Annotated in this window: 21 protein-coding genes; 6 read left to right on the forward strand and 15 right to left on the reverse strand. The window is 47.5% G+C overall.

Annotation, left to right across the window (positions count from 1 at the left end; genetic code table 11):
• Positions 1-28: 28 nt before the first annotated feature.
• The 9 genes from KY305_RS07040 to KY305_RS07080 form a co-directional block, all read right to left on the reverse strand.
• Positions 29-1,186, reverse strand: a complete 1,158-nt coding sequence (locus tag KY305_RS07040; protein WP_223061936.1) for an acetylornithine transaminase — start codon at positions 1,184-1,186, stop codon at positions 29-31.
• On the reverse strand, positions 1,183-1,959 hold the full coding sequence (gene argB / locus KY305_RS07045; protein ID WP_223061937.1) for an acetylglutamate kinase: 777 nt from the start codon (positions 1,957-1,959) through the stop codon (positions 1,183-1,185). The genes KY305_RS07040 and argB overlap by 4 nt, the downstream gene beginning before the upstream one ends.
• 14 nt (positions 1,960-1,973) lie before the next feature.
• Positions 1,974-3,191 carry a bifunctional ornithine acetyltransferase/N-acetylglutamate synthase gene (gene argJ, locus KY305_RS07050; RefSeq protein WP_223061938.1) on the reverse strand — a complete coding sequence of 406 codons (1,218 nt, stop codon included), beginning with the start codon at positions 3,189-3,191 and terminating at the stop codon, positions 1,974-1,976.
• A 21-nt stretch (positions 3,192-3,212) separates the two neighbouring features.
• Positions 3,213-4,250, reverse strand: a complete 1,038-nt coding sequence (gene argC, locus KY305_RS07055) for an N-acetyl-gamma-glutamyl-phosphate reductase (RefSeq protein WP_223061939.1) — start codon at positions 4,248-4,250, stop codon at positions 3,213-3,215.
• A 201-nt stretch (positions 4,251-4,451) separates the two neighbouring features.
• Positions 4,452-4,988, reverse strand: a complete 537-nt coding sequence (locus KY305_RS07060; protein ID WP_223061940.1) for an MFS transporter — start codon at positions 4,986-4,988, stop codon at positions 4,452-4,454.
• Positions 4,985-6,424, reverse strand: a complete 1,440-nt coding sequence (locus KY305_RS07065) for an FAD-binding oxidoreductase (protein WP_223061941.1) — start codon at positions 6,422-6,424, stop codon at positions 4,985-4,987. Before KY305_RS07065 ends, KY305_RS07060 begins: the two co-directional genes overlap by 4 nt.
• 109 nt (positions 6,425-6,533) lie before the next feature.
• Positions 6,534-6,704: a YqaE/Pmp3 family membrane protein gene (locus tag KY305_RS07070; protein WP_214800911.1), complete on the reverse strand. Its 171-nt coding sequence runs from the start codon at positions 6,702-6,704 to the stop codon at positions 6,534-6,536.
• Positions 6,705-6,763: 59 nt separating this feature from the next.
• Positions 6,764-7,072 (reverse strand): metal-sulfur cluster assembly factor, encoded by a 309-nt coding sequence (locus tag KY305_RS07075; protein WP_003155088.1) that lies wholly within the window; start codon positions 7,070-7,072, stop codon positions 6,764-6,766.
• A gap of 63 nt (positions 7,073-7,135) precedes the next feature.
• Entirely contained in the window at positions 7,136-7,903 is a 768-nt protein-coding gene (locus KY305_RS07080; RefSeq protein WP_223061942.1) for a prolyl oligopeptidase family serine peptidase, read from the reverse strand.
• Positions 7,904-8,023: 120 nt separating this feature from the next.
• Between KY305_RS07080 and KY305_RS07085 the strand changes: the two genes are divergently transcribed.
• The 3 genes from KY305_RS07085 to KY305_RS07095 all read left to right on the forward strand — a co-directional run bounded on the left by KY305_RS07085 (position 8,024) and on the right by KY305_RS07095 (position 9,281).
• Entirely contained in the window at positions 8,024-8,836 is an 813-nt protein-coding gene (locus KY305_RS07085) for a Cof-type HAD-IIB family hydrolase (RefSeq protein WP_223061943.1), read from the forward strand.
• Between the two features lie 98 nt (positions 8,837-8,934).
• Positions 8,935-9,084 carry a hypothetical protein gene (locus KY305_RS07090; RefSeq protein ID WP_214800902.1) on the forward strand — a complete coding sequence of 50 codons (150 nt, stop codon included), beginning with the start codon at positions 8,935-8,937 and terminating at the stop codon, positions 9,082-9,084.
• Positions 9,084-9,281 (forward strand): DUF3813 domain-containing protein, encoded by a 198-nt coding sequence (locus KY305_RS07095; protein WP_223061944.1) that lies wholly within the window; start codon positions 9,084-9,086, stop codon positions 9,279-9,281. The genes KY305_RS07090 and KY305_RS07095 overlap by 1 nt, the downstream gene beginning before the upstream one ends.
• A 74-nt stretch (positions 9,282-9,355) precedes the next feature.
• On the opposite strand, the gene KY305_RS07100 is transcribed toward KY305_RS07095, so the two are convergent.
• Together KY305_RS07100 and KY305_RS07105 are read right to left on the reverse strand one after the other, a co-directional pair.
• Entirely contained in the window at positions 9,356-9,817 is a 462-nt protein-coding gene (locus KY305_RS07100) for a BsuPI-related putative proteinase inhibitor (RefSeq protein WP_223061945.1), read from the reverse strand.
• A 14-nt stretch (positions 9,818-9,831) separates the two neighbouring features.
• Positions 9,832-10,674 (reverse strand): YitT family protein, encoded by an 843-nt coding sequence (locus tag KY305_RS07105; protein ID WP_223061946.1) that lies wholly within the window; start codon positions 10,672-10,674, stop codon positions 9,832-9,834.
• A 135-nt stretch (positions 10,675-10,809) separates the two neighbouring features.
• Between KY305_RS07105 and KY305_RS07110 the strand changes: the two genes are divergently transcribed.
• Positions 10,810-11,661, forward strand: coding sequence for a DegV family protein (locus KY305_RS07110; protein WP_223062127.1), 852 nt, complete (start codon positions 10,810-10,812; stop codon positions 11,659-11,661).
• Between the two features lie 51 nt (positions 11,662-11,712).
• Positions 11,713-11,835 (forward strand): DUF3941 domain-containing protein, encoded by a 123-nt coding sequence (locus KY305_RS07115; protein ID WP_214800895.1) that lies wholly within the window; start codon positions 11,713-11,715, stop codon positions 11,833-11,835.
• 46 nt (positions 11,836-11,881) lie between these two features.
• Here the strand turns inward: KY305_RS07115 and cypC are convergent, their stop codons facing one another.
• The 4 genes from cypC to KY305_RS07135 form a co-directional block, all read right to left on the reverse strand.
• Entirely contained in the window at positions 11,882-13,132 is a 1,251-nt protein-coding gene (gene cypC / locus KY305_RS07120) for a CYP152 family fatty-acid peroxygenase CypC (RefSeq protein WP_223061947.1), read from the reverse strand.
• Between the two features lie 132 nt (positions 13,133-13,264).
• Positions 13,265-14,914, reverse strand: coding sequence for a methyl-accepting chemotaxis protein (locus KY305_RS07125; RefSeq protein ID WP_223061948.1), 1,650 nt, complete (start codon positions 14,912-14,914; stop codon positions 13,265-13,267).
• Between the two features lie 2 nt (positions 14,915-14,916).
• Positions 14,917-15,891, reverse strand: coding sequence for a BMP family lipoprotein (locus KY305_RS07130; protein WP_223061949.1), 975 nt, complete (start codon positions 15,889-15,891; stop codon positions 14,917-14,919).
• Between the two features lie 176 nt (positions 15,892-16,067).
• Positions 16,068-16,964: a CvfB family protein gene (locus tag KY305_RS07135; RefSeq protein ID WP_223062128.1), complete on the reverse strand. Its 897-nt coding sequence runs from the start codon at positions 16,962-16,964 to the stop codon at positions 16,068-16,070.
• 99 nt (positions 16,965-17,063) lie between these two features.
• Between KY305_RS07135 and KY305_RS07140 the strand changes: the two genes are divergently transcribed.
• A complete protein-coding gene (locus tag KY305_RS07140) occupies positions 17,064-17,555 on the forward strand; it encodes a YajQ family cyclic di-GMP-binding protein (protein ID WP_061521780.1) in 492 nt (163 codons plus the stop codon).
• Positions 17,556-17,634: the final 79 nt, after the last annotated feature.

Below are 17,634 nucleotides of genomic sequence, written 5' to 3' on the forward strand. Positions count from 1 at the left end.
ATTTTTATACCATCATAACTAAAAAAAATTATTGATTGACCGCGGAATGCGCTTCGATCGCTTCTTTCAGTTTGCTGACGGCTGTTGTGATGTCTTCTTTAGATACCGTAAGCGGAGGAAGAAGCCTGATGACATTCGGGCCGGCCGGAAGCACCAAAAGGCCGCGCTCCTGCAGATCTCCGATAATGCCGGAAACAGGACCGGCGCATTCAATTCCGACTAATAATCCTTTTCCGCGAATCTGTTTTACAAAAGGACCTGTCAGCTCACTTTTCAGCTGTGCTTGAAGAAAACGGCCTTTGTCCGCCGCCTCTTGGAGAAAGTCCGGCTGAAAAACGGTTTGGAGCGTCGCATTCACCGCTGCCATTGCAAGCTTGTTTCCGCCGAAAGTCGTGCCGTGAGAGCCCGGCGTAAAGGCTTCTCCCAGCTTTTTTTTACCGATGACGGCTCCAACCGGAAAGCCGTTTCCTAAGCCTTTGGCAACCGTGATAATATCCGGGCTGAGGCTGAAATGCTCATAGCCGAATGCTTTGCCCGTCCGGCCGATTCCGGTTTGAATTTCGTCTATGATGAGCAGCGCTTTTTTCTCATTGCAAAATATCTGTACAGCGGCGATGAATTCCGGGTCTGCGGGATGGACTCCGCCTTCTCCCTGCACCATTTCAAGCATGACGGCGGCAATATCCTCTTCCTCCTCCAGCGTGCTGAATGCAGACGGATCATTAAACGGAAGAGAATGAAAGCCTTCGAGCATCGGGCCGAAGCCGGCTTTGATTTTGTCTTGGCCTGTAGCGGCCATTCCCGCATAAGTACGCCCGTGGAAGGATTGATTGAATGTGACGATTTTTGTTTTTCCCGTTGCTTTTCGTGCGAGTTTAATTGCTCCTTCATTAGCTTCCGCCCCGCTGTTGCAAAAGAAAACAAGATCGCCCGCGCTGTGCTCAGCAAGCTTCGCCGCGGCTTTTTCCTGAAGAGAATTATCAAATAGGTTGGAAACATGCCAGACGCTGCCGAGCTGTTCTTTGACTGCTTCTGTCACTGCCTCATGGCAATGCCCGAGATTGGAAACGGCGATACCTTGGATAAAGTCGAGATACGTTTTTCCGTTTTGATCCTCCGCGATCGTTCCTTTCGCTTTTTTAATATCGATAGGCCAGCGGCTGTAGGTTTGAAATAAGCTGCTCATGACATAATCTCCTTTTCCTTGACGATTTTTGTCCCTTGGAAGGTGCGGTCTGTAAAAAACGCTCCTTTTCCATTTACGATCATGACTTCCGGCACATCTTCGTTCAAAGCTGATAAAGCCGATTTCACCTTCGGAATCATGCCTCCTGAAATCACTCCTTCATTAATGAGTGACTGAACCTCTTGCGGCGTCAGGACATCGAGCCGGTTTTGGCCGTTTTTAATCCCTTCGACATCGGTGACAAACATGAGCTTATCGGCGTTCAATGCCGCAGCTACGGCTGAAGCCGCCACATCTGCGTTTACGTTCAGCGTTTCAAACTCATTCGTCATAGAAAGCGGGGCGATGACGGGGATGATGCCGTCTTTCATTAAAGCTTGAATCATCGACGGGTCGGTGTTAGTGATCTCGCCCACTTCGCCGTATTTGTCCTGGTCCAGGTAGGACGCCTTCAGAAGACCGCCGTCCTTTCCCGATATACCCGCAGCTTTTAATCCGTTTCTGGCAAGCTCCGCCACAAAAAATTTATTGACCGTTCCTGACAGCACCATTTCTGCGACTTCTAATACCGGTTTGGTGGTTTTCCTCTGGCCTCCGACGAATTCTGTTTCAATATTTAATCTCTTCAGCATATTTGTTATTTCCGGGCCGCCTCCATGAACGATGGCAATGTTCCAGCCCGCTTGCATGAGTTCTTTTACATTTTGAAAAAAAGCGGCGGATAACTCGCGAATGACACTTCCCCCGCATTTAAAAACAATGGTTTTCTTCATGCCGCTCCCCTTTATTACGTGCGATAGCTCGCATTGATTTTGATATAATCATAGGTTAAATCACAGCCCCATGCCCGGCCGCGTCCGTCGCCTTCATGCAGCCGGACCGCGATCACAATCTCGCCGCCGGTTAAATATTCCTTCGCATCGGTTTCTGAAAACGGCTGAGGCTCGTTGTTTCTGAACAGGCACTGCCCTCCGAGAAATACTTCCACTCGTTCGGCCGTTACGCTGGCTGCACTGTGTCCGATTGCGCCGATAATGCGGCCCCAGTTGGCGTCGGTGCCGTAAACGGCGGTTTTAACAAGGCTTGAGCCGACGATTTTTTTGGCAATGACGTTTGCTTCCAGATTGTTTTTCGCTCCCTCGACTTGGGCTTCAATTAATTTTGTCGCCCCCTCGCCGTCTCTGGCAATCTCTTTGGCAAGGTCTTCGCAGGCAAGCTTTAAGCCCTTTTTAAAAGCCGGCCAGTCCGGATGCTGCTCCGTTAAGCATTCATTTCCGGCACAGCCGTTTGCCATCACAAGCACCATGTCATTCGTCGATGTTTCTCCGTCAACGGTGATTTGATTAAAGGAAACGTCTGTGACCTCCCGCAGCGCTTTTTGCAGAGCCTGTTCTTCCACAGCCGCGTCTGTCGTGACAAAGCCGAGCATGGTGGCCATGTTGGGATGGATCATTCCCGAGCCTTTTGCAGCTCCGCCTATCGTTATTTTTTGACCCCCGATCATCAGCTCGTAACACGTCTGTTTAATGACCGTATCCGTCGTCAAAATCGCTTCTTCAAAAGCGCCGGACACCGCAGGCGCTGCGTTCAGAAGCTCAATGCCGGTCTGGATTTTCTTCATGTCTAAAAGCTCACCGATGACGCCCGTCGATGAAACGGCAACAAGCTCCGGTTCAATGCCGAGCAGCCCGGCGAAGCTTTCCCGCATTTGATAGGCGTCTTGTAAGCCTTGATCTCCGGTGCAGGCGTTGGCAATCGCGCTGTTCACGATAACCGCCTGCAGCACCGCTCCTTTTTTGAGGCTGTCTTGCGTCACTTTAAGCGGAGCGGCCTGAAAATGGCTCTGCGTATAAACTGCGGCGCTTGCTGCCGGCGTCTCGCTGATAATCGCGCCGAGGTCTTTTTTTGAATAACGCAATCCGCAGTGAACGCCTTTTGCTTCAAATCCTTTTGGCGAGGATACGCCGCCTTTGACTTTCGTTATTTCCTGACTCAGTTGAATCATATTCAGAATTCCTCTCCTGTTTTATGGATAGACTGGCGTCATCGTAAGCCCTGTTTCTTCCTTCCAGCCATTCATAATATTTAAATTTTGGACCGCCTGGCCTGCGGCGCCTTTCATCAGGTTATCTATGACAGAAACGATGGTGACCCGGTTTGTTCTTTCATCAATGGTGACACCGATATCGCAAAAATTGCTGCCGTACACTTCTTTTGTCGCCGGGTATTCACCCTCCGGCCTGATTCTCACAAAATATGAATCTTGGTAAAATTCCGAATACAGCTCTCTTAGTTGTGCGGAAGACATGTCTGACGTTACTTCCGTATAGATCGTCGCCATAATTCCTCTTGTCATCGGCGCCAGATGCGCTGAGAAAGTAACGGGTTTCAAACTCGGCTGCCATGCCGTTAATTGCTGCTCAATTTCAGGTGTATGCTGGTGTTCATTGACTTTATAAATCTTGAAATTATCATTCATCTCAGAATAATGTGCGGCCATGGACGCTTTTCGGCCGGCTCCGGACACTCCGGTTTTCGCATCGATAATGACAAATGAATCATGCAAAAGCTTTTTCTGCGCCAGCGGGGCGAGTCCGAGCAGCACGGCCGTCGGAAAACATCCCGGATTGGCGATCAGCTTTGCCGTTTGAATCTCTTCTTTTTGAAGCTCGGCTAAGCCGTACACCGCATTTTGGATCGTTTCTTTCGGCGCGGCCTTCCGCTTATACCACTTTTCATACACGGCGGGGTTTTGAATCCTTAAATCGCCTGAGAGGTCAATGACAGGGATTCCCGCTGCCGCAAGCTGCGGCGACCACTCGCCGGAAACACCGGGAGGCGCTGCCATGAACATGACATCTATTTCTTTTCGGATCGTTTCTATATGAATGGGCTGGAGTGATTGTTTTGTCAGATTCCTTAAATGCGGATATGAATCAGTATATCCATTCCCTTCTCCGCTCGATGAATATAATATACATTCTTCTGCATAAGGGTGATGATTTAGAATCCTGACAAGCTCGGCGCCTCCGTAACCAGTTGCGCCTATTATTCCTATTTTCAACGAGTTCACCTTCTTGGTTTTTGTGAAATTATTTAACATTATAACATGAATAAAAATTAATTCAATTGTATATTTAATATTTTTTCATCCATTTTCCAAGTATATTTCCGGATAAAAAAATCCCTCTCAGCAGGGATTTTCAGAAAAGGGTGCCGCTGCCTCGATTACAGCAGCAGAAAATAAAAAAACAGACTGAATCTATCAGCCTGTTTTCATCATCAGTCCGCTTATAAAAAACAATATCGAGCTGGCGTAAAAAATGATATGCACCGTAAAAAAATCAGCGAGAAAGCCGCCAAGGATGATGGCCGCCGCGGAAAAAACGGCAGTCCAGAAATGATAGCTGCCGATTTTTCTGCCTCGTTCTCCGCTGTCGGTATAATCGGCGATCAAAATCTTTTCGCCGTGTTTTTGCATCGCTCCGAACAGCCCCAGCAAAACCTGAACAATGTAAACTTGATACACGTCGGTAATGTGCGGGAACGTAAGCAGAAGCACCGCCATGCCCCATGAATTGGCCATGAGAAAGTACCGGGATTCCACTTTTGCCGACAGGCGGCCGAGCAGCGGATGGATCAGCGCCCCGCTTAAGCCGAACAAGCCGTACGACAGACCGAATTGCGTGTAGCTGGAGCCGATGTTTTTAATAAATAAAATGTAGAAAGGAAAGATCAAGCTGCTGGCAAAAAAGACGCTGCTTTGAGAAAGAATCAGCCATTTTAAATTATCGCGTTTCATGTTTTGTACCTCTGGTAAAAGTAATTCATAAACAGATCGTCCGGATCATACTTCCGTTTTTTCTGAAAGAACGTATCGCTTTTCGGATAGGCCCGCTGCATTTGTTCTTTCGTTTGATACAGCATATACGGAAGATAATAGCTGCCGTGATGCTGCAATGCCGTATCCGTCATTTTTCTGATGATGCGCGCCGTATCCGCCTGATCCGCTTTTGAAAATCCTTCATTAATTAAAAGGACGAGCGAAAACATGTCATCCTTCGCGTATGACAGATCGGCTTTTTCATTCTTTTGCACGTAGCGGATCGTAATGTTCACAAGATTCAGGTCTTCATGTGACAATGTCTGCCGCAAATCATCGATGTACGGTGCAAATTCGCGGACGGGCACGAAGTATTCTTGAAGCACGTCGGTATTGTCTCCGTTTTCATATTCTAAAAATTTGGACTCTGACCGCATCACGTTGTTTCTTGTGATTTTCGTGCCGTTTTGACTGAGAAAATAGGATTGCTGTGCCGACCAGAGCCAGTTTCTCCCCCAGTCATACCGGCGGGACAGACCGAGCGCAAACTTCGTCAGCGACGGATGTTCGTCTTCTTTCAGTTCATCGTACTGGTTTAATTCCTGCTGGTTTTCGGCCAGTGTGTAATTGGTCACATACATATCGTGCAAAAAGCCTTTTTCTCCGGTTGCAATCCGGGCAAGATGCATGCGGACCGCAGGGTTGTGCTGAACGTTTTTGATAAAATATTGACTGTATGTATCAGCGTTCATACGCTTCGTCTGCATTTGATAGAGCTCATCGTCAGTCAGTTCAATATCGGCATCAAGAATGACGCCGAACAGCCCGTAGCCTCCGATGACGGCAGAAAACAGCTCATCTTTCGGTGTAACAGTAATCACTTTGCCGTCTGCCTGCAAAAGATGAAAGGATTTGACCGTATCAATCAGCGAGCCGTACCGGATATCCCGTCCGTGGGCATTGGCGCTCAGTGAACCGCCGACCGTAAAGATATTTTGTGATTGCATGACCTTTACCGCAAGTCCGTACGGATTGACATAGCGCTGAATATCATTCCATGTCGCTCCCGCCTGCACTGTGATGATTTTTTTCTTCTGATCGAGTCCGAGTATTTTGTTATAGCCCGTCATATCGAGAACAATGCCATCCTCATAATAGGTCTGACCGCCCATTGAATGCTGGGCGCCGGCGATTGAAATTTTCAGATGCTTGCGCTTTGCTTCGTTTATCGTTTCGATCAGCGTCTCTTTTTCTTTTCCCTTGACCGTCTGCTTAATTTTTACGGGCATCAGCCGGCTCACATCCGTCATGGTTCCGTTTTGCCGCTCTTTATCTTTGTGGTAAACAGAAAAGGCGAACAGCACCGTATAAATACAGACGGCACATAGGGTGAATAGAAGTGTTTTTTTCTTCATGGCGTCCCCCCTGAATGCAGCCGGTCTATTATAACACGCCCGCGCCCTCTTTTTTCCTTTTTATCCCGAAACCGCAAAAAAACCCGAATGATGGAGCAATCGGGTTTTTTTAGCGCCTCGCTCTTTTTTCAGCGCGCCGGTCCGCGACGACAAAGCAGGCATGAATGGCGCCCGGCAGCCAAAAGAAAGCGGTCAGAATCAGGTTTAATACGGCTTGAATCGGCCGGCCGGAAAACAGTACGGCAAGCGGCGGGCAAATAACGGCTAACAGATACATCAACGGCTCTCACTCCTTCTATATTGGAAAAAAAGGCAGCCCGAAACAGGCTGCCTTTCTTATTATTGAATGCCTAATGCAATTTTCGCGTAACGTGACATTTTATCCCTTGTCCATGGCGGGTTCCACACGATGTGAACTTCCGTCTCTTTTACGTCCGGAATATCGGCGAGGGCTTTTTTCACCTCATCGACGATAATCGGGGCGAGCGGACATCCCATTGATGTCAATGTCATTGTGACGTGCGTCAGGCCGTCATCATCCATATCAACGTCATATACAAGGCCGAGATTGACGATATCGACGCCGAGCTCAGGGTCAACGACCTGCTCCAAGGCGCCCATGATGTTTTCTTTTAATGCTTCCTCCACGTTTCCATCACTCCTTTTTCCTCAGTATAACGCAAAACCTGCTTATCTTAACACCTTTGTGCTCTATAAATGCTTATGAAACCATGCGACGGTTTCTAATACGGCATGTCTGGGCACTTTATGATCCGCCCGCTCGTCTTTAATAAATTGAAGAAGCTCAGGCCGTTCGCTATAATGCGGTTTGATTGTTTCATAAAAGCCGCGGGTCGGCGCATACGGAACGACTTTGTCTTTGACCCCGTGCCAAAATAACAGCGGACGATTGCGTAATTTTTCAGGCTGCAGGCTGAGATCAAACGTTTTCAGGCGCTCAAACAGTTTATCGACTTTCTCCTGGCTGACGTTAATGTCCATTCCCTGCTGTTGTACATGGTCAATCTGCTGCTGAAAAAACGCCGTGTAATTCGGGCTTCCCATCAGACTGACGCCGACTTTGACCCAATCATACGCAGCCATGGCGCCTAGTGTCGTAATGCCGCCCATCGACGTACCCGCAAGCCCGATTCGCCCCTCCTCGATAAGACCCCGCGCTTCAAAGTCCTCCTTCAGCACACGTAGCTCGCCGATTTCATTTAAGACGATATCCCAAAAATGAACAGAAAGCTCTTCTGCCGATAATTGTTCAGCGCGTTCCCCGTGGTAAAGGGCTTCCGGCAGCACTGCCCTGAACCCTTTTTCAGCAAGCAGGTAGGCAAAATGAAGATTATGCTCCTTGGCGCTTGTAAATCCGTGAATAAAGAAAACGAGAGGGACGGCACGGTCTCGGTTTTCTTCTTTTACAATATGTAAAAACGGAATGTCTGATACGGTTTGATGATCAATTTGAATCACGATGACTCCCTCCTTAGAATAACCATAATCATAAGTGTAACATGTAGACAATAAAGATGGTAAAAAGCTACACTGTACATAAGAGAAAAGCAGCAAAATATATGATTGAAGGAGTTATGTATGGAGACAAAACCTTATATCATTGCCTTAGACCTAGACGGAACCTTGCTAAAAGATGATAAAACCATATCCCATGAAACAGCCCGGACGATCCGATTGCTCAAAGAGGCCGGTCACCATATTTGCATCTCAACGGGGCGCCCGTTCCGTTCCAGTTCGATGTATTACGAAGAGCTGGAGCTTACAACGCCGATTGTCAATTTTAACGGGGCATTTGTCCATCATCCGAAAGACGATTCATGGGGCCGCTACCACACGTCTTTATCTGTTGACGTGGTTAAGCAGCTCGCTGATCTCACCGATACTTATCAGATACATAACGTGCTTGCAGAAGTCATTGATGACGTTTATTTCCATTACCATGATGAGCATTTAATCGAGGCCTTTCATATGAACATGGCGCGTGTCACGTTCGGTGATTTGCGCGAAACTGTAAAAGAGGATGTGACGTCCGTGTTAATCCACGCAAAGGAAGAGGATGTTGCGGACATACGGGCACATCTATCCGATGTCCACGCCGAAGTGATTGACCACAGAAGATGGGCCGCTCCGTGGCATGTGATTGAAATTATTAAGCACGGCATGAACAAAGCAGTCGGGCTGAAGAAAATCAGCGACTATTATCAAGTTCCGAGAGAGCGGATCATTGCATTCGGCGATGAAGATAACGATCTGGAAATGCTCCGATTTGCCGGATGCGGCGTGGCAATGGGAAACGGAACGGATGAAGCAAAACAGGCGGCGGATCGCATCACGGATACAAACGAAGCGGACGGCATCGCCCGGTTTTTGAAGGACTATTTTTCACTATAGGAAGCGATATTAATTTTTTCCCACTTATAACCCGCCGCAGCCCGTCCATACTAAAAGAGACGACTCATCTCGTCAAAGTATGGAAGGGGGAAATTGCAATGGGTAAACGAAACAAATCAAAACGGTTTATTCAGCAAGGCAAGGACTCTGTCAGCCTACATGACGCAAGATTTCCATATCGGTCTACATTAGCGGATGCGCAGCATGACGGCGCAAAAGAAACAGCGGAAAGACAGGTCGATTATTAATGAGAAACGAATTGTTTTCTCAGGCAAAGTCATTTGTCCAGCAGGCTGTCATGATTGCGAACGGTTCCGAAGACGGCGACCGGCAAAAAGCCGTCTTACGGGCTAAAAATGCCGTATCTTCCGCGTACGCCAATTCGACAGATGCAGAACGTCAGCAGCTGCACCAATTTCAGGATCAGCTGGAGAAATTGCAATAACCTGCGGGATTCCGCAGGTTTTTCTTTTAAACAAAAAAACGGCGCTGGTTTTCAACCAAGCCGCCGCTTTTCTTTTATTTCACTTCAAATGTTTTTACCGTTTTCAGTCTTTTTCCGATCTGATCGGACTTTCCTAAAAATGTCACCGTCACCGTATATGTCCCCGGACCGGGTACGTTTTTCCATACATCTGAAAAGTCATACGTTTCATTCGGCATTAATGTGACGGTCTGGAACGCCTGAGTAAACATTCTGTCTTTTGAATAACGGTACAGCTCTTTGTTCTGCCGATCATGTACGGTCAATTCGAACTTCTGTCCTGAGCTGAATGTAAAGTCAATCGGATTTGCGCCTTTGTTTTTTAAGGACATTTGAAACTCAATTTGGTGATCAGTCTGCACAGGATTAACGGCCAATTCAACTTGCTGTTCATTCATCTCTCCTGATACCTCCTCAGAGGGCTCCTTCTGCCCGGATTGACTGCTGCACCCGATCAATAAGATGACCGGGAAAAACAGGCCAAACAGCCATTTCATTCTATCCGCTCCTATCAGTCTTTTCTGAAGAAACCAAAAATCCCAGTCGTTTGGACGATGTTCGTGAAGGCTTTCGGATCGACTTCTTTTACGATCTTCTCTAAGTCGTACAGTTCATACCGTGTGATGACGATGATCATCATTTCTTTCTGTTCGTTTGTGTAAGCGCCCTTTGCCGGCACTGTCGTAATGCCGCGGACCATTTTTCCGTAAATCGCTTCTTTGATTTCTTCGGCTTTTTTCGTGACGATCATGGCGGTCAGCTTCATGTGGCGGGTATGGATGGCGTCAATCACCCTTGTTGTGACATACAGTGTGACAAGGGTATATAATGCTTTCTCCCATCCTTGCAATAATCCTGCCGTCAAAATGATAATCCCGTTTAAGATGAAGAAATACGTGCCGACCGGTTTATCCTTCCATTTCGCAAGCACCATCGCGACAATATCGAGACCGCCCGTTGATGCGCCGTATTTCAGCGTAATCCCGATCCCTACAGCAGATATCACCCCTCCGAATACCGCATTCAAAAGGATATCATGCGACAGGCTTTTTTCGGGCAGAATCCCCATAAAGACGGTGGTCAGCGCGACGCTTAACACGCTGTAAATCGTGAATGACTTTCCGACCTTCAGCCACCCTAAAACGCCGACCGGAATATTTAAGAGGAACAAGAGCACTCCTGTCGAAATATAAAAGGGGGCGTATTGGTCAACGACGCTTGATAACAGCTGTGCGACTCCGGTAAAGCCGCTCGCATACACATTCGCCGGAATGAGAAATAAATTCAGCCCGGCCGCGTTCAGAAACGCGCCGATGACGACGATTGCTAATTTTTTTGATTGTTCAAGTACCATAGCTTGCTCCTCCGCTCATTTTCATTATTAGCTTTTCCCTTAAAACAAATATTTGAACACAATTTTGCCAAATTTATATGATATAGTTGGCATATCTCTCATATTTTGAGGAATACCGGAAAGAAGGGAATTATGATGACAGTTCACCTTATTGCTGACAGCGCCTCTGATTTGCCGAATTCTTATTTTGAGGCGAACCAGATTGGGTTTATTCCGCTTAATGTGTCACTTGACGGCAAAGAATATGAAGACGCGGTCACCATTCAGGCGGATGATATATTTAAAGCAATGCATGATGGAAAAATTCCGAAAACGTCCCAGGCATCACCGGAAACTATTAAAAATGTGTTTTTGCAATACGCAAAACTGGGAGAGCCGGCGCTTTATCTCGCCTTTTCTTCAGGCCTTTCCGGCACCTATCAGACGGCTGTGATGGTCGCCAATGAAGTAAAAGAGGAATTCCCCGATTTTGACTTGCGGATCGTCGATTCCCAGTGCGCTTCATTAGGATGCGGCCTTGCGGTTATGCACGCTCAAACACTCTGTGTTAACGGGAATACAATACAAGAAATCGAAACGTCTGTAAAGAACTTTTGCGCACATATGAAGCACATTTTTACAGTGGATGATGTAGCCTACCTTGCGAGGGGCGGCAGAATTTCCAAAACGTCCGCTTTTGTCGGCGGGCTGCTGAATATTAAACCGATTCTGCATGTGGAAGACGGCAAGCTTGTTCCGCTCGAAAAAATGCGGGGGCAGAAGAAACTGTTTAAGCGGATTATTGAGATGATGAAAGAGGAAGGCGGAGATTGGGAGAGCCAAACCGTGGGAATCAGCTATGCCGATAATGAAGATACCGCTCTCAGCATGAAACAGCAGATCGAAGAAGCGTTTCAGCCGAAAGAGGTTATTCTTCATTCAATCGGGTCAGCCATCGGCGCTCATTCCGGGCCGGGAACGCTTGCGATTTTTTTCTTAAAGCCATAATTTCAAATGCGGCCGGGCATCCTAAGAGGAAAGGAAGGGAGGCTTTGCCGAATGAAAGACGATGATAAAAAACCGCTTGACAATAACGCCCTTAATCAGAAAAAGAACCGGCTTGCCGAAAAAAACCGCCAGGCAGGCAAAAAACAAGATTCAAAAAAACCCGATCATCTGTGATCACAAAAACAGCCCTCTTTTTTCAGGAAGAGGGCTGTTTTGTGTTCTATTTTCGTCTTACATGGCTTATCACAAATCCGCTCTCTGGCAGTGCCGGCATTCTGGACAGACTGAAGCTCAAATCTTGAGGCGGAACATTGTACTCTATTTCATTAGCGAGAAACGCAAGGGAAGCCTTCATCACTTCCACGGTCATTCCCTCACCCGGACAGCGGTGGCCGTGAGCCGGATCGCCTCCGCCCTGAGGAATGAAATCAAACTCATTTTCCTCCCGCCCTTGAAAGCGTTCCGGACGAAATTCATTCGGATTCTCCCAAAGCCGGGGATCATGGTTTGTCCCATATAGGTCAAGCATGACGGATGCGCCCTTTTTAAACTCACAGTTCTTCCACATGAAATCCTTTTTCACGACCGCTCCTAAAAACGGGGCGAACGGGTAATACCTCCGCACTTCATGTACAAATCTTTCGGCATCCTGATCATCTCCCGACTTGAGCTTATTCCGATATTCAGGGTGTTCATGCAATGCCAGGGCGGAAAACGTAATGAAGTAAGAAATGGCGGCAATCGGGCGCAGAACATTAATAAGCTCGACGGCAGCCATGTGAGAATCAAGTCTGCTCCCGTCCGGCTCTGTATGAAAAGCCATTTCATACAGGGCCGAGCCCTCCGGCGTTTGCAGCTTGCCGGACCGCACATCCTCAATGACCTCTGCTATCCATTTCTCCGTTTTCGGCCTCGCCCTTCTGCCTTTCCAATGACGCGGACCGACAGCGCCGAATGCGTCTACCATGGCGCTGAAATCCTCCGCCCGCTCCTTCACTTCTGAGTCTTTCAGCGGGACGCCGGCCCAATCACAGGCAGCCCGGCACAGCACTTGCTTCGCTTCATCAAAAAGGACAATTTGGTCGCTATCCTTCCATTTTTCCGCAGATGCTTTCCACTGTTTTGCCGCAGCTTCTGCAAGCTGTTTTTGCCGGGGCGGCGTCATCAGCGACATAAAAAGAAGCTTCCGGTGCTTATGCCGTTCGCCGTCCATTGCCTGAATTGCCCCTGTGCCGAATAACGTTTTCTGCACCCGCTTGGGAAGGGCATGCTGCCGCTGAAATCGTTCTGTGTCATAAAAAAGCTTTGCGGCTTCCGCTCCGCTCATGCAAATGAATGTCTTCCCCAATAAACGGGCGCGAAACACATCCGAGCGGTATTTCTCCGCTCTGTTTTTCACAAATACATATCCATCGCGCAATAAAGCCAGACTGTTATCAAGACCCTTTTCATGCGGGATTTGTTCATTCATCCCTATTCCTCCCTTCTTTTTTCACCTTTCACGAAAAAGATTGAATGTAAACACATGATATTCAGTATCTGTGTTTCACTCAGAAGTTAATCATGTCAGGCAGCAAAAAATCAGGGATTGAGCGGAATTCCGTTACAATGTAAAACGGCGGACCTGATCATTTAACCGTTCTGTCAGGCTGCGCAAGGCATTGACGCTTTCTGTCATGTTTGTAAAGGATGACAGCTGCTCGAGGGCTGAAGCTGAAATCTCTTCGCTTCCGGCAGCTGTTTCCTGCACGACGGCGCTGATGCTTTCGGCATGCTGCAGCACTTGCTCACCAAGCTGTTTCGATTCGCGGATCTGCCCGTCTAAGTGAGAAAGCTCCGCCTTAATGTGTGCGGCTTTCTGTTCGATGTGCGCAAAGGAGCCGGATGTTTTATCCATCAGCGCCTGCTGCCTGTCAGCTAAAGCGGCGCCGGTGCTGACGGCGTCTGTTATAGAAATGATGCCGGCTTCAATTTGCTTCACCATATCGAAAATCTGCACGGTCGCTTTTGTTGAGCCGTCTGCCAGCTTTCGTATTTCCTCCGCTACGACGGCAAACCCTTTCCCCGCTACTCCGGCTCTTGCCGCCTCGATCGCGGCGTTTAATGAAAGCAAATTCGTCTGGCCCGCAATTTCGGAAACGGTTTGTGCCATCATATTGATGCCCGCCGCGTGTTCTATGAACAATTTTGCAGCTTTCGAGATTTCTTTTGACGTTTCATTGCTTTTGTCAATCGCTTGTTTTGTTTCTGCTAAAGCGCTTCGGCCTGCAGCCACCGCTGAAATGGTGTCCTCACTGCTTGCCGTCGTCTGTTTTGAGCGCTCAGCGTTCGCTTTTGCGTGCTCATCCATTTTTTCAATAAATAATACCGCATGCTGCAAGTCTTCTGAAATGGTTTGTGAGCCTTTTGCCATTTCTTCCGTTGATACGGACACCTGCTCGGCCATTTCCGTGAGTGTCTGGTTTTCTTTCGTCAGGCCTTCTGCAAATGTTTCCACTTCGCGGCCGACCTCTCCGATCGCCTTGATTAAGGTGCGGAGCTGTTCTGTCATGATTCCGAATGAATCATTCAGCTCTTTCAGCTCGTCTTTGCCTTTGTAATCCAGTTTTTCAACGGCCAGATTTCCGCCTGCGATCTGCCGGGCGTTTTCGGCCATCCGGCGGATCGGCCCGGCAATTTTCTTCGTCAGCCTGATGGATGACAGCACGGTGACGGTAAGGAGCACGATCGTTAACGCCGCTGCGCTGTATACGATAAATTGAATTTGATCGGCCGTTTGTTTCTGCATCTGTACATAACGGCTGCGGCTTTCGAGATTGAGCATGTAAATGTCATTCAGCAGGCCGTTAATACGGGCGGCTGTCCTTGTCGCTTCGGCCGGACTCTTTGTATTAAGGGCCGCAATCGCCTCCGTCTGCCATGTTTCATATTTTTTGGCGAGCTTGTCATAGGCGGCTTTTCCCGCCGGGTCAGTCATTGATTTTTGAAGCGCGTTCAGCCGGCTGGAGCTGTTTTTCATATAGGTGCGGACGCTCTCTTTCTGAGCATCGGCGAGCGTGTAGGAATAGCTTGTGATGCTTTCTTTCAAAGTATTGAGTTCTGCCTTTGCCGCTTGGACGCTTAACAGCGCTTCAACCTCATCTTCATTTGAAGCTTGAATCTTCATCATGTTTATAATCGTAAAACCGATGACTGCGGCAAAGCATATCATTGTCACGGCCGCATTAACGAGAAGTCTGGTCCGTAATGTCACGTTCATTCCCCTCCCTTTTCGATCAGCTTGCTTTTCATATCAGCGATTTTTTTTGTCAGCTTATCTGAATTCTTCACGATTCTGATCTGGGCTAAATCCATGCCATTTTCTTTTAATCCGTAAACGATTTGGCCGCTTTTGATTCGCTTTCCGTCTTTTAAATCTTTGGCCAGCTCATAAATCACATGGTCGACGTTTTTCACTAAAGAGGAGATAACGGCGTGTTCAGCAGTGTAATACTGGTCGCTGTCCGCACCTATCGCGTATTTCTTTTCGGCTTCAGCTTCCTTCAGCGCCCCTACACCCGTAAAACCGGCCGCCGCAAACAGAACATCGGCCTTTTGATCAATCATTCGTTTGGCGATCTGCTGCCCAAGCTTGTCATTATCAAATGATCCGCTGATTTCAGACAGGACATGGATATTTGGTTTGATTGATTTCGCTCCTTCCAAATAACCTTTTTTAAACCGTTTAATGACGTCGGCATCTGAGCCGCCGATAAAACCGATCGTGCCGTTTTTTGTTGTCATGGCCGCCAGCGCTCCGGCTAAATAGCTTCCCTCATCCTCTTTAAAGGTAACGGAGGTGACATTTTTCAATTCGGACACTGAATCAATCAGCACAAACTGCTGGTTCGGATATTTTTTGGCGACCTTCTCTAAATCTGGCTGCATGCTGTAGCCAAGCCCCACAACAAGATCATTTCCTTCTTTTACAAGCTGGGTCAGTCCTTTTTCATATGTACCGGTATCCTTTATTTCTCTGTAGTCAAATGTGATGCCGAGCTCGTCTCTTGCTTTCATTAAGCCTTGAAAACCGGAATCATTAAAGGACTGGTCGCCAAGCCCATTGTCCGTCAGCATCATGCCGATTTTTTTCGTCGTGCGCCCGGCCGTTTCGTCTGTTTGGCTGTTTGCACATCCGGCTGCTCCGAGTGCGATCAGCAGAACAGCCGCAAATATCACGAGTTTTTTCATTGAAAATCTCCTTTACGGTTTTTTCTATATATCGGTCTGCATGTCAGGATATTTTATTTCAATAAAATATTTATTTTTATCGAAAACAAACATGAGGAGAAAGATAATCAGGGATATTGTGGTTTTAGAGGAAATAAAAAACACCGGTGGTATCCACCGGTGTTTTTGCAGAAAATTTATTGTTTTTCGTACGTCCAGCCGTCCTCCTGATAAACTTTGCCGTTTTTCATCAGATGGCCGAGCGCCCGTTTAAAGGCGGCTTTGCTTAAATTGAACCGCTCGCGGATATCGTCAGGATGGCTTTTGTCTCCGTAAGGCATGGCGCCGTTTCTCGATCTTAAATATGTCAGAATCTCTTCCGCGTCAACGGAAAGAGCGTCCTGCTTTCTCGGGAGAAGCGACATATTGACTGAACCGTCTTCCTTCACCTGAATGACACGTCCCGTCACACGGCTGCCGAGTCTCGGTTCTTCCTTTCTTTCAGAAGGATGAATAAACCCGCGGATTCCTTCATCAGTAATAATGAACGAGCCGGAAGCGATCAGCCTGTACACTGTGCCTGTCAGTTCTTTATTCATCATCTCTTCGTCTGCATCCGAAAATAATTCGCTGATGATGTCCTCCGGCGCCGGTTTGGCAAACATGCGTCCTCGGTTTGTCACCTTCAGCATGCAATACAGCCTGTCGCCTTTTTGCGGCCAGACGGATTCATACGGAGGAAGATGCTCTGTCGCTACGAGCGCGTCTTTTGAGAGGCCGACGTCGACGAATACGCCCATATCCTCCACCTTATCCGTCACTTCCACCCATCCGTAGTCATAAAAGCTGATAAGCGGCTTTTTCATCGTCGCGGCGAGCCTTTCCTGTGGGTCGACGTAAATAAACACCTCCACTTCGTCTTTATCTTCAATGTCCTCTGTGATTTCGCTGTTATGTAAAAGAACCGTATCCTCGCCGTCCGTTAAAAAATACCCGAAATCGGTTTGGTGATCTATACTCAACGTGAGCTGCTGCCCTGGTCTCATGTTATCGTCCTTCCTGCCTTCGCCCATATAGGCTGTTGTTTTTCTCATTTTTTCCAACAAACACAAATTCATGCTTTATGCTGTTGGACATTTCTCCTTATTCTACTATAATCAACACATAAGTGAAATGTTATAGGAGGTTTTCATATGGCAAAAGAAAGTTCTTTTGATATTGTATCCAAAGTTGAATTTCCCGAGGTGCAAAACGCGATTCAAATGACGCTGAAGGAAATCGGCACCCGCTATGACTTTAAAGGGTCTAAAAGTGACGTGACATTAGAAAAAGAAGAACTTGTGCTGATTTCTGATGACGAATTTAAATTAAACCAGCTTAAAGACGTGCTTAGCGGCAAGCTGATTAAACGCGAGGTTCCGACGAAAAACATCGAATACGGCAAAATCGAAAATGCCTCAGGGGGCACGGTGCGCCAGCGCGCGAAGCTTGTGCAGGGCATTGATAAAGACAACGCGAAAAAAATCAATGCCGTGATCAAAAACTCCGGCTTGAAGGTAAAATCACAAATACAGGATGACCAAGTGCGCGTGACCGGAAAAAACAAAGATGATTTGCAGCAGATTATATCAGCTGTCCGCGGGGCAGACCTGCCGATTGATGTTCAATTTATTAATTTTAGATAAATTGTGTGATTCCTATTGATTATTGTCTCTATTTTCGGTAAATTTGGAGAAAGGGATTTTCGGAGTTAACATTTGGAAA

This window comes from Bacillus sp. YC2, from assembly GCF_019891195.1.
In the GTDB taxonomy this organism is placed as follows: domain Bacteria; phylum Bacillota; class Bacilli; order Bacillales; family Bacillaceae; genus Bacillus.